General features: G+C 71.1%; 10 protein-coding genes. 8 read left to right on the top strand and 2 right to left on the bottom strand.

The features are described from left to right. Nucleotides 1-25 precede the first annotated feature (25 nt). On the top strand, nucleotides 26-2572 hold the full coding sequence (locus AC3RJ6_RS09465; RefSeq protein WP_491426803.1) for a DEAD/DEAH box helicase: 2547 nt from the start codon (nucleotides 26-28) through the stop codon (nucleotides 2570-2572). A 7-nt stretch (nucleotides 2573-2579) separates the two neighbouring features. Here the strand turns inward: AC3RJ6_RS09465 and AC3RJ6_RS09470 are convergent, their stop codons facing one another. Next, entirely contained in the window at nucleotides 2580-3536 is a 957-nt protein-coding gene (locus AC3RJ6_RS09470) for an EamA family transporter (protein ID WP_491426804.1), read from the bottom strand. Nucleotides 3537-3803: 267 nt separating this feature from the next. Here AC3RJ6_RS09470 and AC3RJ6_RS09475 point away from each other — a divergent pair, with 267 nt between their 5' ends. Next, nucleotides 3804-8039, top strand: a complete 4236-nt coding sequence (locus tag AC3RJ6_RS09475; protein WP_491427161.1) for an ExeM/NucH family extracellular endonuclease — start codon at nucleotides 3804-3806, stop codon at nucleotides 8037-8039. Nucleotides 8040-8199: 160 nt separating this feature from the next. Further along, nucleotides 8200-10266 (top strand): DNA helicase RecQ, encoded by a 2067-nt coding sequence (gene recQ / locus AC3RJ6_RS09480; RefSeq protein WP_491426806.1) that lies wholly within the window; start codon nucleotides 8200-8202, stop codon nucleotides 10264-10266. Between the two features lie 23 nt (nucleotides 10267-10289). Here the strand turns inward: recQ and AC3RJ6_RS09485 are convergent, their stop codons facing one another. Continuing rightward, nucleotides 10290-11684 carry a TetR/AcrR family transcriptional regulator gene (locus tag AC3RJ6_RS09485; RefSeq protein WP_491426807.1) on the bottom strand — a complete coding sequence of 465 codons (1395 nt, stop codon included), beginning with the start codon at nucleotides 11682-11684 and terminating at the stop codon, nucleotides 10290-10292. 181 nt (nucleotides 11685-11865) lie between these two features. Here AC3RJ6_RS09485 and AC3RJ6_RS09490 point away from each other — a divergent pair, with 181 nt between their 5' ends. From AC3RJ6_RS09490 to AC3RJ6_RS09510, 5 genes are all read left to right on the top strand, one after another. Next, nucleotides 11866-12705 (top strand): histidine phosphatase family protein, encoded by an 840-nt coding sequence (locus AC3RJ6_RS09490; RefSeq protein WP_491426808.1) that lies wholly within the window; start codon nucleotides 11866-11868, stop codon nucleotides 12703-12705. Nucleotides 12706-12820: 115 nt separating this feature from the next. Further along, the gene (locus AC3RJ6_RS09495) at nucleotides 12821-14668 is read left to right on the top strand and encodes a glycoside hydrolase family 3 protein (RefSeq protein WP_491426809.1); all 1848 of its coding nucleotides are present in this window, start codon (nucleotides 12821-12823) and stop codon (nucleotides 14666-14668) included. A 10-nt stretch (nucleotides 14669-14678) separates the two neighbouring features. Next, on the top strand, nucleotides 14679-15077 hold the full coding sequence (locus AC3RJ6_RS09500; RefSeq protein WP_491426810.1) for a DUF7144 family membrane protein: 399 nt from the start codon (nucleotides 14679-14681) through the stop codon (nucleotides 15075-15077). A gap of 218 nt (nucleotides 15078-15295) precedes the next feature. Then, nucleotides 15296-17452, top strand: a complete 2157-nt coding sequence (locus AC3RJ6_RS09505) for an acyl-CoA dehydrogenase family protein (RefSeq protein ID WP_491426811.1) — start codon at nucleotides 15296-15298, stop codon at nucleotides 17450-17452. Nucleotides 17453-17548: 96 nt separating this feature from the next. After that, nucleotides 17549-18292: an alpha/beta hydrolase gene (locus AC3RJ6_RS09510; RefSeq protein ID WP_491426812.1), complete on the top strand. Its 744-nt coding sequence runs from the start codon at nucleotides 17549-17551 to the stop codon at nucleotides 18290-18292.

The following is an 18292-nucleotide window of genomic DNA, read 5'->3' on the forward strand; positions in this document are numbered from 1 at the left end:
TGGCGGCGCATGACAGACTCGACACGTGACCCAGCCGCTCCTCGACCGCGCGCCGAGCCCGTACGACGCCGACGAGATGTACGACGCGTTCGTCGAGTGGGCCGACGACCGGGGCTTCGCGCTCTATCCCGCGCAGGACGAGGCGGTCATCGAGATCGTGTCGGGGGCGAACGTCATCCTCTCGACGCCGACCGGCACGGGCAAGTCGCTCGTCGCCGTCGCCGCGCACGCGACGTGCGTCGCACGCGGCGGGCGCTCGTACTACACGGCGCCGATCAAGGCGCTCGTGAGCGAGAAGTTCTTCCAGCTCGTCGAGATCTTCGGGGCCCGGAACGTCGGCATGGTCACGGGCGACAGTTCGGTCAACGCCGACGCGCCGATCATCTGCTGCACCGCCGAGATCCTCGCGAACCTCGCCCTGCGCCACGGCGCCGACGCCGACGTCGACCAGGTCGTGATGGACGAGTTCCACTTCTACGGCGACCCCGACCGCGGCTGGGCGTGGCAGGTTCCGCTCATCACGCTGCCGCGCGTGCAGTTCATCCTCATGTCGGCCACGCTCGGCGACGTCGAGGCGATCGCCGACGACCTCTCGCGGCGCACCGGGCGACCGACCGCCCAGGTCACGGGCGTGGAGCGGCCCGTGCCGCTGCACTTCTCGTATGCGAAGACCCCCGTGCAGGAGACCGTCGAAGACCTCCTCGGCACGCGGCAGGCGCCCGTCTACATCGTGCACTTCTCGCAGGCCGCCGCCATGGAGCGCGCGCAGGCGCTGTCGTCGATCCGGGTCGTGACCCGCGAGCAGCGCGACGAGATCGCCGAGGCGATCGGCGGCTTCCGCTTCACGACCGCGTTCGGCAAGACGCTGTCGCGGCTCGTGCGCGCCGGCATCGGCGTGCACCACGCGGGGATGCTGCCGCGCTACCGCCGCCTCGTCGAGACCCTTGCCCAGCGCGGCCTGCTGCGCGTGATCTGCGGCACCGACACGCTCGGCGTCGGCATCAACGTGCCGATCCGCTCGGTGCTCATCACGCAGCTCTCCAAGTTCGACGGGCAGCGCATGCGCCAGTTGAGCGCCCGCGAGTTCCACCAGATCGCGGGGCGCGCGGGCCGCGCCGGTTACGACACGGCGGGCACGGTCGTCGTGCTCGCGCCCGAGCACGAGATCGAGAACGAGACGGCCGTGCGCAAGGCCGGCGACGACCCGAAGAAGCTCAAGAAGGTCGTGCGCAAGAAGGCGCCCGCCGGGTTCGTGACGTGGAGCGAGGTGTCGTTCGAGCGGCTCATCGCCGCGGTGCCCGAGGCGCTCACGCCGCACCTGCAGCTCACCGCGGCGATGCTCATCAACGTCATCGCGCGCGGCGGTGACGTCGTCGGCGACATCCGTGCGCTCGTCTTCGACAACCACGAGTCGCGTGCGCGCCGCTTCGAGCTCGCCCGGCGCGCCCTCGAGATCCTGCGCACCTTGCGCGACGCCGACGTGGTCGTGATCGCCCCGGCCGTCGACACGGCGACCCACCCGCTCGGCGTCGAGCTGCACCTCACGGTCGAGCTGCAGCCGAACTTCGCGCTCAACCAGCCGCTCTCGCCCTTCGCACTCGCCGCGATCGAGCTGCTCGACCCTCGAGCTGCACCCGGCACGGGCATCGCGACCGGCCACTACGCGCTCGACGTCGTCTCGGTCATCGAGTCGACCCTCGACGACCCGCGACCGATCCTCTCGCAGCAGCAGTTCAGGGCGCGCGGCGAGGCGGTCGCCGCGATGAAGCAGGACGGTGTCGAGTACGAGCAGCGCATGGAGGCGCTCGAGGAGGTCACCTGGCCGAAGCCGCTCGACGAACTGCTGCACCAGGCCTTCGAGACGTTCGCGTCGAGCCAGCCGTGGGTGCGCGACTTCGAGCTCTCGCCGAAGTCGGTCGTGCGCGACATGTTCGAACGCAGCATGTCGTTCGGAGAATACGTCTCGCACTACCAGCTCGCCCGCAGCGAGGGGCTGGTGCTGCGCTACCTGTCCGATGCGTTCCGCGCGGTGCGGCAGACGGTACCCGACGATGCGAAGGACGAAGAGCTCTACGACGTCATCGAGTGGCTCGGCGAGCTCGTGCGCCAGGTCGACTCGAGCCTCGTCGACGAGTGGGCCGAGCTCATCGACCCCACAGCCCACCTGCCTGAAGACGAGCGTGCCGTGGTGCCGCCCGCGCCGCCCTCGGTCGTCACGAACCGGCGCGCGTTCACGGTGCTCGTGCGCAACGAGCTGTTCCGCCGGGTGCAGCTCGCGGCCCTCGAGCGCGACGAGGAGCTCGCCGAGCTCGACCCCGAGGCGCACTGGCCCGACGCGCTCGACCGCTACTACGCCGAGCACGACGACATGGGCACCGGTCCGGCGGCGCGGTCGCCGCGCATGGTCGCGATCGACGAGTCGGATGCCGCGAACGGAATGTGGCGCGTCGAGCAGACGATCGACGACCCGGCGGGCGACCACGACTGGCGCATCCGCGCCGAGGTCGACCTCGAGGCATCCGCGGAGGAGGGCGTCGCCGTCGTGCGCGTCACCGAGGTCGTGCGGTTGTAGCGTCGGCCTACGCGGCCGCGAGCATTCCCGCGGCGATGAGCGCGAGCACGAGGCCGACCCACTGCACGGGCGCGATGCGCTCCTTGAGCACGAGCGCCGCGAGCAGGATGGTGCCCGCCGGATACATCGCGCCGAGCACGGCGGCGATCGCGAGCTCTCCCGCGCGGATGCCGAGCAGGAGCAGGGTGTTCGCCGCCGCGTTCACGAGCCCGCACGCGATCGCGATGCGGAGGCCGCTGCGGCGGTCGGCCGCGGCCCGTTCGACGGCGGTGAGCACGACGGCGGCCTCCGTGCCGGCTTCGGGGTCGGCGCGGTCGGCGTCGGCCGTCGGGGCCGCCTCGGGCCGAGGCATCCGCCCCGCCGTCGAACGCGCCCGCAGCGCGAGCCCGCCCGCGACCGCGAACATGATCGCCGCCGTCACCGCGCTGTTGACGAGGAGCGGCCACAGTCCGCTCTCGTCGGCGGTCTGGTCGATGATGATGAAGAACGCGCCGATCGCGGCGCCGGCACCGATGCCCATGACGATGCCGGCGATGCTCGGCCGCACGGCGCCCCGCTCGGGCACGAAGCCGACGAGCACGACGGCGACGAGGGCGATGGCGAGCGCCCAGTATGCGAGCGGGCCGAGGGAGCCGCCCGTCGCGAGACCCCACACCATCGGCACGACGGCCGACACGACGGCCGTGAGCGGCGAGAGGATCGACATCGGGCCGATCGCGAGCGTGGCGTAGAGCAGTCCGATCGCGACGGCCCCCGCCGCGCCCGCCGCCGCGCCCCACCAGAGGTCGGCGGGCGTCGCGGTGCCGCCGATCAGGGGTGCGGCGATCGCGAGTGCGACGAGCCCGGCGAGGCCCGAGACCGCGGTCGCGAGCACCGCGCCGATGCGCTTCGCCGCCAGTCCGCCGAGGAAGTCGGCCGCACCGAAGACGAACGCTCCGGTGAGCGAGAAGATGGCGGTGAGCATGGTCGGTCAAGCGTATCCGGCGGGATGCTGCTCATTCGCGCGGCCCTCATCAGGGGTTCTGCTCATCTGAGCACGACGTGCCGATTCCGTTATGAAATCGCGGCGAACAGGGCCTGAACCCCCCTTGGCAGGGTCGGAGGGCGGACCTAGGCTACGGAACATCGCCCTGCCGCCGGCGCGTTCGACTCGACGCCGAATCCGAGGTGGAGGCGTGGTCGTCCGATGAGGAGAGTCATGCAACGTCGCACAGTCAACTGCTTGTCAGCGGTGGCCTTGGCCGCCGCGGGCACGCTCGTCGCCGGGGTACTCGGCGCCGCGCCCGCGTTCGCCGCGGTCGACGGCTCGGGTGTCGTGATCAACGAGGTCTACGCGCGCGGAGGCAGCGCGAACCAGCCGTATCAGAACAAGTTCGTCGAGCTCTACAACCCGACCAACGCCGACGTCTCGCTCGCAGGCTGGTCGATCCAGTACCGCTCGGCGACGAGCACCGGAGCCTCGAGCGGTGTCGGCGCGCTGACCGGCACCATCAAGTCGGGCGGCTACTACCTCATCGGCCTGAACAGCAACGGCGGCACCGGTGCGGCACTGCCGACCCCCGACGCCTCGTTCTCGGTCGCGCCGAGCGGTACGACGGGCTCGCTCTTCCTTGCGAAGACCGCTTCGGCGATCAACCCGGGCAACGGATCGGTCGTGAACAACCCCCAGGTCGCCGACTACGTCGGCTACGGCGGGTCGCTGAACTTCGAGACGGCTGCGGCGGCCTACCCGGGCTCCAACTCCGACCCGGGCAGCATCGTCCGCACGAACTTCAAAGACACCGACGACAACTCGAAGGACTTCTCCTTCACGGCGACCCCGACGCCGCAGAACTCGGGCAGCCCGGGTGGACCGGTGCTGCCCGTCGCGAAGACGATCGCCCAGATCCAGGGCACCGACGTCGCGACGAGCCCGCTCGTCGGCCAGGCCGTCATCACCGAGGGCGTCGTCACGGCCGACCACCGGGTGGGCGGCTACGAGGGCATCTACATCCAGACGCCCGGCCCCGACGTCACGCCGAAGGCCTCCGACGGCGTCTTCGTCTACCTCCACGGCGAGAACCCCGCCGATGTCGAGATCGGCGACAAGGTGCGCGTCACGGGCACCGTCGAGGAGTTCAACGGCCAAACGCAGGTCAGGCCCGCCACGGCGGCCGACGTCGAGCTCGTGCAGGCGGACGCGGGGCTTCCCGCTCCCACCAAGCTCCCCGCGACGGCCGTCGGCAACGCGGCCCGCGAGGTGTTCGAGGGCATGCTCGTCGTGCCCGACGGCACCTACAAGGTCATCTCGAGCCACAACCTCAACCGCTTCGGCGAGCTCTGGCTGAACGCCGGCAGCGCGATGCCGGTCAAGTCGACCGAGACGCAGCGCCCGGGCACCAAGGCCGCGAACGACATCGCCGCGGCCAACAAGGCGAGCCGCATCCTCCTCGACGACGGCTACAGCATCGCCGTGCGCGATCGGGACGGCAACGACAACCCCGACCACCCCGGCGACCAGCCGTACTTCACCAAGGGCACCGTCGTGCGCAACGGCGACACGGTGAAGTTCCCGACCGCCGGCTACGTGCTCGGCTGGGGCTTCAACGAGTGGCGCCTGCAGCCGACGACGCCGATCAACGACGCGAGCCCGGCTTCGCTGAAGCCGACGTACACGGCGACGAACCCGCGCCCCGCGGTTCCCGCCGTCGGCGGCGACATCACGGTCGCGTCGTTCAACGTGCTCAACTACTTCACGACGCTCACGAGCGAGAACGGCGAGGCCCGCGGTGCGGACACCGCCGAGGAGTTCGCGGTGCAGAAGGCCAAGATCGTGAAGGCGATCAACAGCCTCGACGCCGACGTCGTGGCGCTGCAGGAGATCGAGAACTCGGCGGCGCTCGGCGAGACGCCCGACGAGGCGCTCGCGAACCTCGTCGCCGGGCTCAACGATGCCACGGCGCCGGGCACCTGGAAGTACGTGAAGACGCCCGAGGCCCTGCACGACGCCGCGATCACCGACGTCATCACGAACGCGATCATCTACAAGCCCGCCACGGTCAAGCCGAGCGGCGAGGCGCAGACGATCATCGATGAGACCGTGTGGGACATCGCGCGCGAGCCGATCGCCCAGACGTTCAAGTACGGCAAGCAGTTCGTGACCGTCATCGCGAACCACTTCAAGTCGAAGAGCGGCACCGACCCGACACCCCAGGAGGGCCAGGACGCCTTCAACGACGAGCGCGTGAAGCAGGCCGAGTCGCTGCTCGCCTTCGCGAACTCCCTCTCCGAGGACCGCAAGAACGCGATCTACCTCGTCGGCGACTTCAACTCGTACGCCAAGGAGGACCCGATCAAGGTCTTCACCGACGCCGGCTGGACCGACCTCGTCTTCAGCAAGGCGCGCGGCCAGTACACGTACACGTTCGACGGCGAGCTCGGCTCGCTCGACCACGTGATCGCGTCGCCCGCAGCGGCGAGCCGGGTGCAGAAGGCCGCGGTCTGGTCGATCAACTCGCCCGAGTGGGCGGGGCGCGAGTACTGGGGCCCGGCCGCCGAGACGGTCGCCGAGGCCACGCCGTTCCGTTCGAGCGACCACGACCCGATCCTCGTCGGCGTCGGCTCGGAGGGCGTGCCGGGCAAGGTCGACATCGACCTCGTCACGGTGAACGACTTCCACGGCCGCATCGAGCAGTCGGCCCCGTCGGGCGGCATCGCGGCGCTCTCGACCGCGGTCAAGCAGATCCGCGCGGGCAACCCGAACACGGTGTTCGCGGCTGCCGGCGACATGATCGGCGCCTCGACGTTCACGTCCTTCATCCAGCAGGACGAGCCGACGATCAAGGCGCTCAACGCCGCCGGTCTCGACGTCAGCTCCGTCGGCAACCACGAGTTCGACCAGGGCTTCGCAGACCTGACCGAGCGCGTGATGCCGATGGCCGACTGGGAGTACCTGGGCGCCAACATCCGTGACAAGGCGACCGGCGACGCCGCGCTGCCCGAGTACTTCACCCAGGAGTTCGACGGCGTGACCATCGGCTTCGTCGGTGCAGTCACCGACGAGCTCGAGTCCCTCGTGAGCCCGGCGGGCATCGCGGACATCTCGGTGGAAGACCCGACCACGGCGATCAACCGAGTGGCCGACCAGCTGAGCGACGGCAACGACGAGAACGGCGAAGCCGACATCGTCATCGCCCTCGTGCACGAGGGCGCGGCGACGACCGACATCTCGTCGGCGGTCGACCCGGCCTCGCGCTTCGGCAAGATCGTGCTCGGTGCCGACGCGAACGTCGACGCCATCGTCTCGGGGCACACGCACCTCGCGTACAACCACGTCGTGAAGCGCACCGACCACGCCCCCATGCCGGTCATCTCGAGCGGTCAGTACGGCGAGCGGTTCAGCAAGATGGACATCCAGTGGGACCGCAAGACGAAGACGTTCACCATGAAGAACGAGATCTTCAACCTGATGGACGGCACGACGCCGCTCTTCGCGGACGACCCGGCGGTCAAGCCCATCGTCGACGACGCCGTCAAGGTCGCCGACGAGCTCGGCAGTGTCGTGCTCGGTACCGCCGACGGTGCGTTCGGCCGCGCGGTGGCGTCCGACCCGGCAGGTGCCTCGTCGTTCCCCGAGAACCGCGGCGGTGAGTCCACGCTCGGCAACCTGGTCGCCGACGTGCAGCTCTGGTCGCTCAACGAAGACCGGGCGGACGACGCCAAGGTCGACGTCGCCTTCATGAACCCGGGCGGCCTCCGCGCCGACCTGGCTTCGGGCTCGGTCACGTACCGACAGGCCGCCAACGTGCAGCCCTTCGCGAACACGCTCGTCACGCTCGAGCTCACCGGTGCGCAGATCAAGCAGGTCCTCGAGGAGCAGTGGCAGCCGACCGGCTCGTCGCGTCCGTTCCTGAAGCTCGGTGTCAACAAGGAGCTCACCTACACCTACGACCCGTCGGCCGCCGCCGGTTCGCACATCACCGAGATGCTGCTGAACGGCGACCCGATCGACCCGGCCGCGGTGTACCTCGTGGGTGCGAACTCGTTCCTCGCTGCCGGTGGTGACAACTTCTTCACCCTCGGCAAGGGCGCGAACAAGGCCGACTCGGGCAAGATCGACCTCGAGTCGATGGTCGACTACTTCGAGGCGGCGCCCGACCACACCATCGCCCCCGACAACGCGCAGCGCGCGGTCGGCGTCCACGTGGACGGCGACGGTACCTACGCGCCGGGTGAGACCGTCACGGTGCAGCTGTCGTCGCTCGACTTCAGCCGCACCGAGCCGGTCGCCGGCACCGTCGTGATCTCGCAGGGCGGAGCGCAGCTCACCACGGCTCCGGTCGTGCGGGCCTACACGCCGACGGTCGACGAGATCGGCAAGGCGACGGTCACGTTCGCGGTTCCCGCGGGCGCGAGCGGACCCACCGTGTTCGACATCACGGTGCCCACCACGGGCACGGTGAGCTCGTTCACGCTCAACGTCGGCTGACCCGAATCCGACAGGACGGGGGCCGGGTGCATCGCACCCGGCCCCCGTTCCGTGTTCCGGCCGCGGCGGCACCCGTCCTCCACAGGGGCGGATGCCTCGGGCCGGGCGTGCACGCAGCCGCACCGGGCCGCGCGTCGGCGGCGCTCGGTAGACTCGCCGGGTGAGCTGGAGCGCCGAACCCGACTGGAGCGACGAGGTCCCGTTCGACCCCGACGAGCTCGCGCCGCCGCCCGACGACGAGTGGGCGCCGCCTCCGCCGCCCGACGAGTACCGGGGTGGCGCGGTCGCCTGGAGCGCCGCGGACTCCGGTTCGGCGAAGCCTCCGGCCGGCGCCGGTCGGCCCGCGGCGCACCGGCCGTCCGCGCGCGCGGCATCCGGTCTGCAGCGCCCCGCGGTCGCGGCACCGGCCCGCTTCACGAGCGCGCTCGAGGCGCTGCACACGGTCTTCGGCTACGAGTCCTTCCGCGGCGAGCAGGCGGCGATCATCGATCAGGTCGCGACCGGCGGCGACGCCGTCGTGCTCATGCCGACCGGCGGCGGAAAGAGCCTCTGCTACCAGGTGCCGGCGCTCCTGCGCGAGGGCACGGGCGTGGTGGTCTCGCCGCTCATCGCCCTCATGCACGACCAGGTCGACGCGCTCGTGCGCAACGGCGTGCGGGCGGCGTACCTCAACTCGAGCCAGCAGCCGGGCGAGCGCGCCGCGGTCGAGCGGGCCTACCTCGCCGGCGAGCTCGACCTGCTCTACATCGCGCCCGAGCGCCTCAACACCGAGTCGGCGAAGCAGCTGCTCGCGCGCGGCACGGTCGCCCTGTTCGCGATCGACGAGGCGCACTGCGTCGCGCAGTGGGGCCACGACTTCCGGCCCGACTACCTGGCTCTCTCCGAGCTCGCCGAGCGCTGGCCCGACGTACCGCGCATCGCGCTCACCGCGACGGCGACCGAGGCGACGCATCGCGAGATCACCGAGCGGCTCGCACTCGGCGACGCGAAGCACTTCGTGTCGAGCTTCGACCGCCCCAACATCCAGTACCGCATCGCGCCGAAGCTCGAGGTGCGCAAGCAGCTGCTCGACTTCGTGCGCAGCGAGGGCGTCGATGCGCAGGGCAACCCGGTGCCGGGCATCGTGTACGCGCTCAGCCGGGCGAGCACCGAGAAGATCGCCGCGTTCCTCGCCGCCAACGGCGTCAACGCGCTGCCGTACCACGCGGGTCTCGATCCCGAGCTGCGGCGCTCGACGCAAGACCGGTTCCTGCGCGAAGACGGCATCGTCGTCGTCGCGACGATCGCGTTCGGCATGGGCATCGACAAGCCCGACGTGCGCTTCGTCGCGCACGTCGACCTGCCGAAGTCGGTCGAGGGCTACTACCAGGAGACGGGCCGTGCCGGCCGCGACGGTGCGCCGGCGACCGCCTGGCTCGCGTACGGATTGCAAGACGTCGTGCAGCAACGCCGCATGATCGACGAGAGTCCCGGCGACCTCGCGCACCGCCGGCGCATGTCGGCGCACCTCGACGCGATGCTCGCGCTCTGCGAGACCGTGCAGTGCCGCCGGCAGAACCTCCTCGCCTATTTCGGCGAGCAGTCCGAGCCGTGCGGCAACTGCGACACGTGCCTCGAGCCGCCCGCCTCATGGGACGGCACGGTGCCCGCGCAGAAGCTCATGTCGACGATCGTGCGGCTGAAGCGCGAGCGCAGGCAGCAGTTCGGTGCGGGGCACCTCATCGACATCCTGCGCGGCAAAGAGACGCCCCGTGTGCGCCAGTACGGCCACGACACACTGTCGACGTGGGGCCTCGGCCACGACCTCAGCGACCAGCAGTGGCGCGGCGTGGTGCGGCAGCTGCTCGCGCAGGGGCTGCTCGCCACGCAGGGCGAGTACGGCACGCTCACGATCACCGACACCGCGGGCGAGGTGCTCTCGGGCCGGCGCAGCGTCATGCTCCGCACCGAGGTCGAGCGGGCGCCCCGCTCGCGTGCGAAGGCAGCTCCGGCCGCCGCCGACCTCGAGCCGGCCCAGGCCGAGCTCTTCGAGCGGCTCCGCGCCTGGCGCGCCGGTGAGGCGCGCGAGCAGGGGGTTCCCGCCTACATCGTCTTCGGCGACGCGACGCTCCGTGCGGTCGCGGTCGCGAAGCCGGCGAGCCTCGACGAGCTCGACGGCATCACGGGCATCGGGGCGAAGAAGCGCGAGGCCTACGGCGAGGCACTCATCGCCGTGGTCGGCGGCTGACGGCGGCTGACGGCGGCCCCGCGTCAGCGCGACGCCTCGGTTCGCGGCGGTCGCGCGCCGGGCACGATCAGATCGTCGAAGTAGACCCGCAGGTGGTCGCCGACGCCGATCGACGGGTCGTACAGCCACTGCACCTGCAGGCCGTCCCACGTCGCCGGAAGCCACTCCGCCTCGCGCCGGGGGTCGCGGTCGGGGCGCAGCGCGCCCTCGCTGCGCAGCCGGCGGAACAGGTCGCCGAAGTACCGGCGACTCTCACGGAACCGACGCGCGAAGTACTCGTGGGCGGGATGCCCCGGGGTCGCGCCCTCGCACGAGAGCACGGCGTACAACTCGATGAGTCCGGGTTCCGTCCGTGCGGTGCGGTCGGCCGCGTCGGCGAGCCGGTAGAGGCCCTCGACGGCGGTCGCTCCAGCGGGTTCTGGCGAGATCGTCCGCCGGTCCCGCAGTCGCAGCACGGCGGTCAGCAGTTCGTCCTTCGACGAGATGTGGTGCACGAGCGTCGCCTTCGACATGCCGGCGTGCTCGGCCAGTTCGCGCAGGCTCGTGCCGTGGTAGCCGCGCTGGGCGAAGAGCTCGATCGCGCTCGCGGTGATCTGCGCGCGCCGCTCGCGACCGACCCGGCCCTCGCGCTCCGCGGGTCCGCCCGGCGAATCGGGTGACTCGTCCTCGATGATCACGGTCGGTGAGAGCGGCCCGGAGTCCGACCCGCCGCCGTCGCCGTCCGCACCATCGGCGTCGTCGGCGCGGGGGCCGAGTCCCAGCAGCCACCGTTCGTGCCGCTCGAGGTGCTCGACGACGTCGATCGACGGGTCGTAGCGCTGCTGCAACTGCAGTCCGTCCCACGCGGCGATGACGAGTGCCGCGTGCGCGTCGGCGTCGAGGTCGGCGCGCACGGGCGGCGAGGCGAGCTGCTCGGCGATGGCGTCGCGCACGCGTGCGTAGCGCGCCCGCAGGTGGGCGTGCGCGGGATGACTCGGGCTCGTCGCCTCGCCCGAGAGCGCCGTGTAGAGCGCGAGGTAGCCGGGCGTCGTGGCGTTGCGGGCGGCGAGCTCGGCCATGCCGAGCGAGTCGGGGGCGAGCTCGAGCCGGTCGATCCAGTCGGCGTTCGCCTCGTCGAGCCGGGTGACGACGGCACTGAGCAGCGCCTCCTTCGAGCTGAAGTGGCGCAGCAGTCCGGGGTGCGTCAGTCCGGACTTCGCGGCGACGTCTCGCAGCGACACCGTCGCGATGCCCTCCGCGACGAACGCGTCGGTCGCCGCGTCGATGATGCGAGTCCGCGTCGCCGCAGATCGCGCCTGCCGTGCAGGAGCGGGGGAGTCGCCGAACGCCGTGCGGCCGGTCGGCCCGCCATCGGCGCCGTCCGGCGGCCCGCCATCGGCGCCGTCCGTCGGCACCGTGTCGGCCGGGTGCGGGCTCATCGGCGCCTCCTCATCGTCTCGAGGCTACCCGTGATGCGGCATCCAATATTGTTACCAATCGGTCGAAAAAGCGGCTAGGCTCCCAGCAACCCGATCTCGACAACCCGATCCCAGCAACCCGGTCCCTCCACGCGCCGACCCGTCCCGGCACGCGACCGCACACCGAAAGGACCCGATGACAATGTCGTCACGTCGCCTCATCCGCATCGCCGCAGCCGGCACCGTCGCCGTGGCGGCGATGTGCTCGCTCGCCGCCTTCTCGGCTCCGACCGTCGTCGACGCCGCCGCCCAGGCGGCCGCGCCGGCCGCGACCGGCACGAAGGCGAAGGGCAAGACGGTCACGATCTACCTCACCCGCCACGGCGAGACCATGCTCAACGCACTCGGTCGCGTGCAGGGGTGGTCCGACTCGCCGCTCACCGACGAGGGCCGCGCGGTCGCCGAGCACCTCGGCGCGGGGCTCGAGGAGTCGGGCATCGACTTCGAGGCCGCCTACTCGGCCGACATGGTGCGTCACTTCGAGACGGCCTCGATCGCGCTCGACGAGCTCGGGTACGCGGGCGACGTCGTGCGCGACGAGCGCCTCCGCGAGATCGCGTTCGGCAAGTACGAGGGCGGCGACGGCCTCGAGATGTGGAACGACATCGCGGTCGAGCTCGGCTACGCCGATCTCGGCGAGATGTTCGCCGACCCCGAGTTCGACATGAATGCCGCGCTCGAGGCGATGGCCCGCCTGAACGAGGGCTCGGGCCTGAAGGCCGAGACGCCGGGCGAGGTCGCCGACCGCGCGCTCGCCGCCCTCGACGACATCGCCGCGAAGCAGTCGAAGAAGGGCGGCGACGTGCTCGTCGTCTCGAGCGGCATCACGATCATCGCGGCGCTCGACGCGCTCGGCGCCGACCTCAGCGAGGTGGTCGAGGGCATCGAGAACGGCGCGGTCTCGGAGCTCGAGTACCGCGGCGGCGAGTGGAAGGTGCTCACGGTCAACGACCTCGGCTACGTCGAGGCCGGGGCGAACTGACGTCCGCCGGCCGGGCCGCACGGCCCGGCCGGCTCACCGAGCGGCGTTCAATCCCGAACGCCGCTCGGTTTATACTCGAGGGGCGACCTCGTCGCCCGCATGAAGGAGTGCAGACATGACCGATGTGCAGAACGCCGCCCCCGAGGCATCCGCGACCGAGACGCAGGCCGAGCCGATCGACACGCGCTACCTCGATGCGACCCTGCCCGTCGCCGAGCGGGTCGAGATCCTGCTCGCGCAGATGACGCTCGAGGAGAAGGCGGGCCTCTTCTTCCAGACGGTGATCGGCATCAACCCCGACGACACGCTGGCTGAGCAGCGCGAGGAGGGCGACGCCGGCGGCGGGTCGACCGACGAGTTCGTCAACGGGCTCAAGATGAACCACTTCAACATCCACCAGGCTCCGGCCGACCCGGGCGTGTTCGCCGAGTGGCACAACCGCATCCAGGAGCTCGCGGCGTCGACGCGCCTCGGCATCCCCGTCACGATCTCGAGCGACCCGCGCAACTCGTACAGCGACAACCCGCTCGCCGCGCTCTTCGCCGGCGCCTTCTCGGTGTGGCCCGAGCCCATGGGCCTGGCCGCGATCGGCGACGAGGCGACGGTCGAGCGCTTCGCCGACATCGCGAGGCAGGAGTACACCGCCGTCGGCATCCGCGTGGCGCTGCACCCGCAGATCGACCTCGCCACCGAGCCGCGCTGGTCGCGCGCCCTGCAGACCTTCGGCGAGGACGTCGAGCTCTCGAGCCGGCTCGGCGCCGCCTACATCCGCGGCTTCCAGGGCGAGACCCTCGGCGCCGACTCGGTCGCGACGATGACGAAGCACTTCCCGGGCGGCGGCCCCCAGCAGGACGGCGAGGACCCGCACTTCGCGCACGGCCGCGAGCAGGTCTACCCCGGCGGCGAGTTCGAGCTGCACCTGAAGCCGTTCGAGGCGGCCTTCGAGGCGGGCACGAGCCAGATCATGCCCTACTACGGCATGCCGGTCGGCACCGAACTCGAGGAGGTCGGCTTCGGCTTCAACAAGTCGGTCATCACGGGCCTGCTGCGCGAGCGCTACGGCTTCGACGGCATCGTCTGCACCGACTGGGGCCTCATCACCGACGACGAGATCATGGGGGAGCCGTTCCCGGCGCGCGCGTGGGGCGTCGAGCACCTGACCCCGCGCGAGCGGGTGAAGAAGGTCATCGACGCCGGCTGCGACCAGTTCGGCGGCGAGTCGTGCCCCGACCTCCTCGTCGAGCTCGTGCGCGACGGCGAGATCACCGAGGAGCGCATCGACGCCTCCGCCCGGCGCCTGCTGCGCGAGAAGTTCGTGCTCGGGCTCTTCGACCACCGCTTCGTCGACGTCGACCGGGCGCGCCGCGTCGTCGGCTCCGCCGAGTTCGTCGCGGCCGGCGCGGCGGCGCAGCGGGCGGCGATCACCCTGCTCGTCAACACCGAGCGGGCGGATGCCTCGGCCGGGGCATCCTCGCCCACCCTGCCCATCGCGCGGGGCCTGAAGCTCTACGTCGAGGGCATCGCCCCCGAGATCGCCGCCGAGTACGGCGAGGTCGTCGGCTCGCCCGCCGATGCCGAGGTCGCGATCCTGCGCCTCGCTGCCCCGTTCGAGCAGCGCCCGACGTTCTTCGAGAACTTTTTCCACTCGGGTTCGCTCGACTTCCCGGGCGACGTGCTCGACCACGTGCGCGAGGTCGCGGCCGCGGTGCCGACGGTCGTCGACGTGTTCCTCGACCGGCCCGCGATCCTCACGCCGATCGTCGACGAGGTGGCGGCGATCACCGCGAACTGGGGCGCCGACGCGCACGCCCTCCTCGACGTGCTGACGGGTGCGGCCGAACCGCAGGGCAACCTGCCGTTCGACCTGCCGCGCAGCATGGCCGCCGTCGAGCAGAGCCGACCCGACGTGCCGTACGACACGGCAGACCCGCTCTTCCGCCACGGGCACGGCCTGCGCTACTAGCATCGTCGCCATGGGAGCCGTGAAACGACCCGGTGGAGTGACGTTCGTCGCAGTGTTGACCTGGATCTCGGGCCTGCTCGAGATACTCGGCGGCACGCTGCTGCTCTTCCAGACGAGCGTGGCCGCGACGGTCGAGGCGTTCGGCGGCGCGAGCCAGCTCATCGCGTCGGCGATCGTGTCGATCCTCATCGGCGTGGTCGTCATCATCGTCGCGACGGGCCTGCTGCGGGGCAGCAACGGCGCCCGCATCGTCGTGACCATCGTCGAGGCGCTCTCGATCATCTCGTCGGTGTTCTTCGCGATCGCCTATCCGGCGGGCGCGATCGGCGAGTACTTCAGCGCCGCGATCGCCGTCATCGTGATCGCGATCCTCTGGACGCGCCGGGCCGACGCCTTCTTCCGCGGCTGAGCAGGTCGCCATTGTGGATGCCACTGCACCGCAGTGGCTCGGGTTTGTAGAGCCTGTACAGCGCCCATCGCGGCACCCCGATCGCCGTTTGTAGGGCGCGGACGCACCGTTTCGGGCTCGCCGGGCACGGTCATACCGTGGAGAGAGGTTCAGCGACGCCGCAGGCCGCGCGCCGCCAGGTCATGCACACCGACTCCATACGAAGGACGAGACCGACGATGGTTGACACCGCACCACGCACCTCGAACGAGCGCTCCGTCGAGCGCACCGCACCCGCGAACGCGCGCACCGCGTCCGCGAGCGCGCGCACCGCGCGCGCGGGCGCCGCGTCCGCGAACGCCGCCCGCCCCGAGGCATCCGCGCAGCCCCGCATCGACGTGGAGGCGCTCGGCCGGCAGCTGCTCGGCACGTGGGCCGACATCCGCATCGCCGCGCGCGAGCGCGCAGCCATGCCCGAGCTGCAGCGCATCGAGGGTCAGTCGATGAGCGAGCACCGCGAGCGCGTGCTCGGGCAGCTGAAGCTCCTCGTCGAGCAGGGGGCCGTGCACCGGGCGTTCCCGAAGTCGCTCGGCGGCCAGGAGGACCACGGCGGCAACATCGCCGCGTTCGAAGAGCTCGTGACGGCCGACCCGAGCCTGCAGATCAAGTCGGGCGTGCAGTGGGGCCTGTTCGGCGCCGCGGTGCTGCACCTCGGCACGAAGCCGCACCACGACAAGTGGCTGCCCGCCATCATGTCGCTCGAGGTGCCCGGCGCGTTCGCGATGACCGAGATCGGCCACGGCTCCGACGTCGCCGCCATCGCGACGACGGCGACCTACGACGAGGAGACCGAGGAGTTCGTCATCCACACGCCGTTCCGCGCGGCGTGGAAGGAGTTCCTCGGCAACGCCGGGCTCCACGGCAAGCACGCGACCGTGTTCGCGCAGCTCATCACCAAGGGCGTCAACCACGGCGTGCACTGCTTCTACGTGCCGATCCGCGACGACGAGGGCGAGTTCCTGCCCGGCGTCGGCGGCGAGGACGACGGCCTCAAGGGCGGACTCAACGGCATCGACAACGGCCGCCTGCACTTCACGAACGTGCGCATCCCGCGCGAGAACCTGCTGAACCGCTACGGCGACGTCGCGCCCGACGGCACCTACTCGAGCCCGATCGAGAGCCCCGGCCGCCGCTTCTTCACGATGCTCGGCACGCTCGTGCAGGGCCGCGTCTCGCTCGACGGCGCCTCGACCGTCGCGAGCGCGATGGGCCTCGCGATCGCGATCACCTACGGCAACCAGCGCCGCCAGTTCACCGCGTCGAGCGAGACCGACGAAGAGGTGCTGCTCGACTACCAGCGGCACCAGCGGCGCCTGCTGCCCCGCCTCGCGACGACGTACGCGCAGTACTTCGCGCACGACGAGTTCCTCGTGAAGTTCGACGCGGTCTTCAGCGGCAAGGCCGACACCGACGACGACCGGCAGGACCTCGAGACGATCGCCGCCGCGCTGAAGCCGCTCTCGACGTGGCACGCGCTCGACACCCTGCAGGAGGCGCGCGAGGCGTGCGGCGGCGCCGGCTTCATCGCCGAGAACCGCATCGTCGGACTCCGTCAGGACCTCGACATCTACGTGACGTTCGAGGGCGACAACAACGTGCTGCTCCAGCTCGTCGCGAAGCGCCTGCTGACCGACTTCTCGAAGCAGTTCAAGAACGCCGACGCCGGGGCGATGGCCCGCTACGTCGTGGCGCAGACCGCCGAGCGCGCGTACCACGGCACCGGCCTCCGCCGCCTCGGCCAGACGATCGCCGATTTCGGCTCGACCGCCCGTTCGGTCAGCGAGCTGCGTGACGAGGAGACGCAGCGCGAGCTCCTCACCGACCGCGTCGAGACGATGATCGCCGAGATCGCCGGCCGCTTGCGCGACGCGCGCAAGCTGCCGAAGGCCGACGCCGCGGCGGCGTTCAACCGCAACCAGAACGAGCTCATCGAGGCGGCCCGCGCACACGGCGAGCTGCTGCAGTGGGAGGCCTTCACCCGGGGCCTCGCCCGGGTCGACGACGAGGGCACGAAGCAGGTGCTCACCTGGGTGCGCGACCTGTTCGGGCTCGGGCTGCTCGAGAAGCACCTCGCCTGGTACCTCATCAACGGCCGGCTGTCGCCGCAGCGCGCCCAGGCCGTGACCGCGTACATCGACCGCCTCATCGAGCGCCTGCGCCCGCACGCGCAGGACCTCGTCGACGCGTTCGGCTTCAAGCCCGAGCACCTGCGCGCGACGATCGCGACCGGCATCGAGCAGGAGCGCCAGGACGAGGCGCGCGCCTACTTCGACGAGCAGCGTCGCGCGGGCACGCTGCCGGTGCCCGAGAAGGCGAAGGCCAAGAAGAAGAAGTAGCCGCCGCGCGCGGCGCGAGGGCCGAGGCATCCCGATCACGGATGCCTCGGCCCTCGGCCGTTCGCACCGCCGGCGCCGGCCCGGCAGACTGTGGGCATGGCCCGCTTCGTCCGCATCCTCGTCGCCGCGGTCGCGGTGCTCGGGCTCCTCGTCGTCGTGTTCCTCGTGTACGCCCACACGGTGATGCAGGGCGAGCGGCCGGCCGCGCTCGAGGCGTGGCGCGACGACGCGGTCGAGATCACGAGCACCGACGTCGGCATCGTGATCGAGCCCGTCGAGGGCGCGACCGGGGCGGGCCTCGTGTTCGTGCCGGGCGCCAAGGTCGACCCGTACGCGTACCTGTACAAACTCTCGGGCGTGGCCGAGGCCTCGGGGCTCACCGTCGTCATCACGAAGCCGACGCTCAATCTCGCCTTCTTCGACCAGCGGCCGCTGTCGACGTTCACCGATCTCGCGCCCGAGGTCGACGAGTGGTACGTCGGCGGCCACTCGCTCGGCGGCGTGCGCGCCTGCCAGCTCGCCGGCGGCGGGGCGGATGCCTCGGGCGAGCCCGCGGTCGTCGGGCTCGTGCTGTTCGGGTCGTACTGCGCGAACGACCTCAGCGGGTCGCAGCTCGACGTGCTCAGCATCTCGGGGGCGAACGACGGCCTCTCGACGCCGGCGAAGGTCACGGCCGCGGCGCCGCTGCTGCCGCCCGGTGCCGAGTTCGTCGAGCTCGAGGGCGTGAACCACGCCGACTTCGGCGACTACGGCCCGCAGCCGGGCGACGGCGAGTCGACGCGCGACGACGCCGACGTCCGTGACGAGCTCGCGGCGGTCGTCGCCGAGTTCGTCGGGTGA

This window comes from Agromyces cucurbitae (assembly GCF_058349945.1).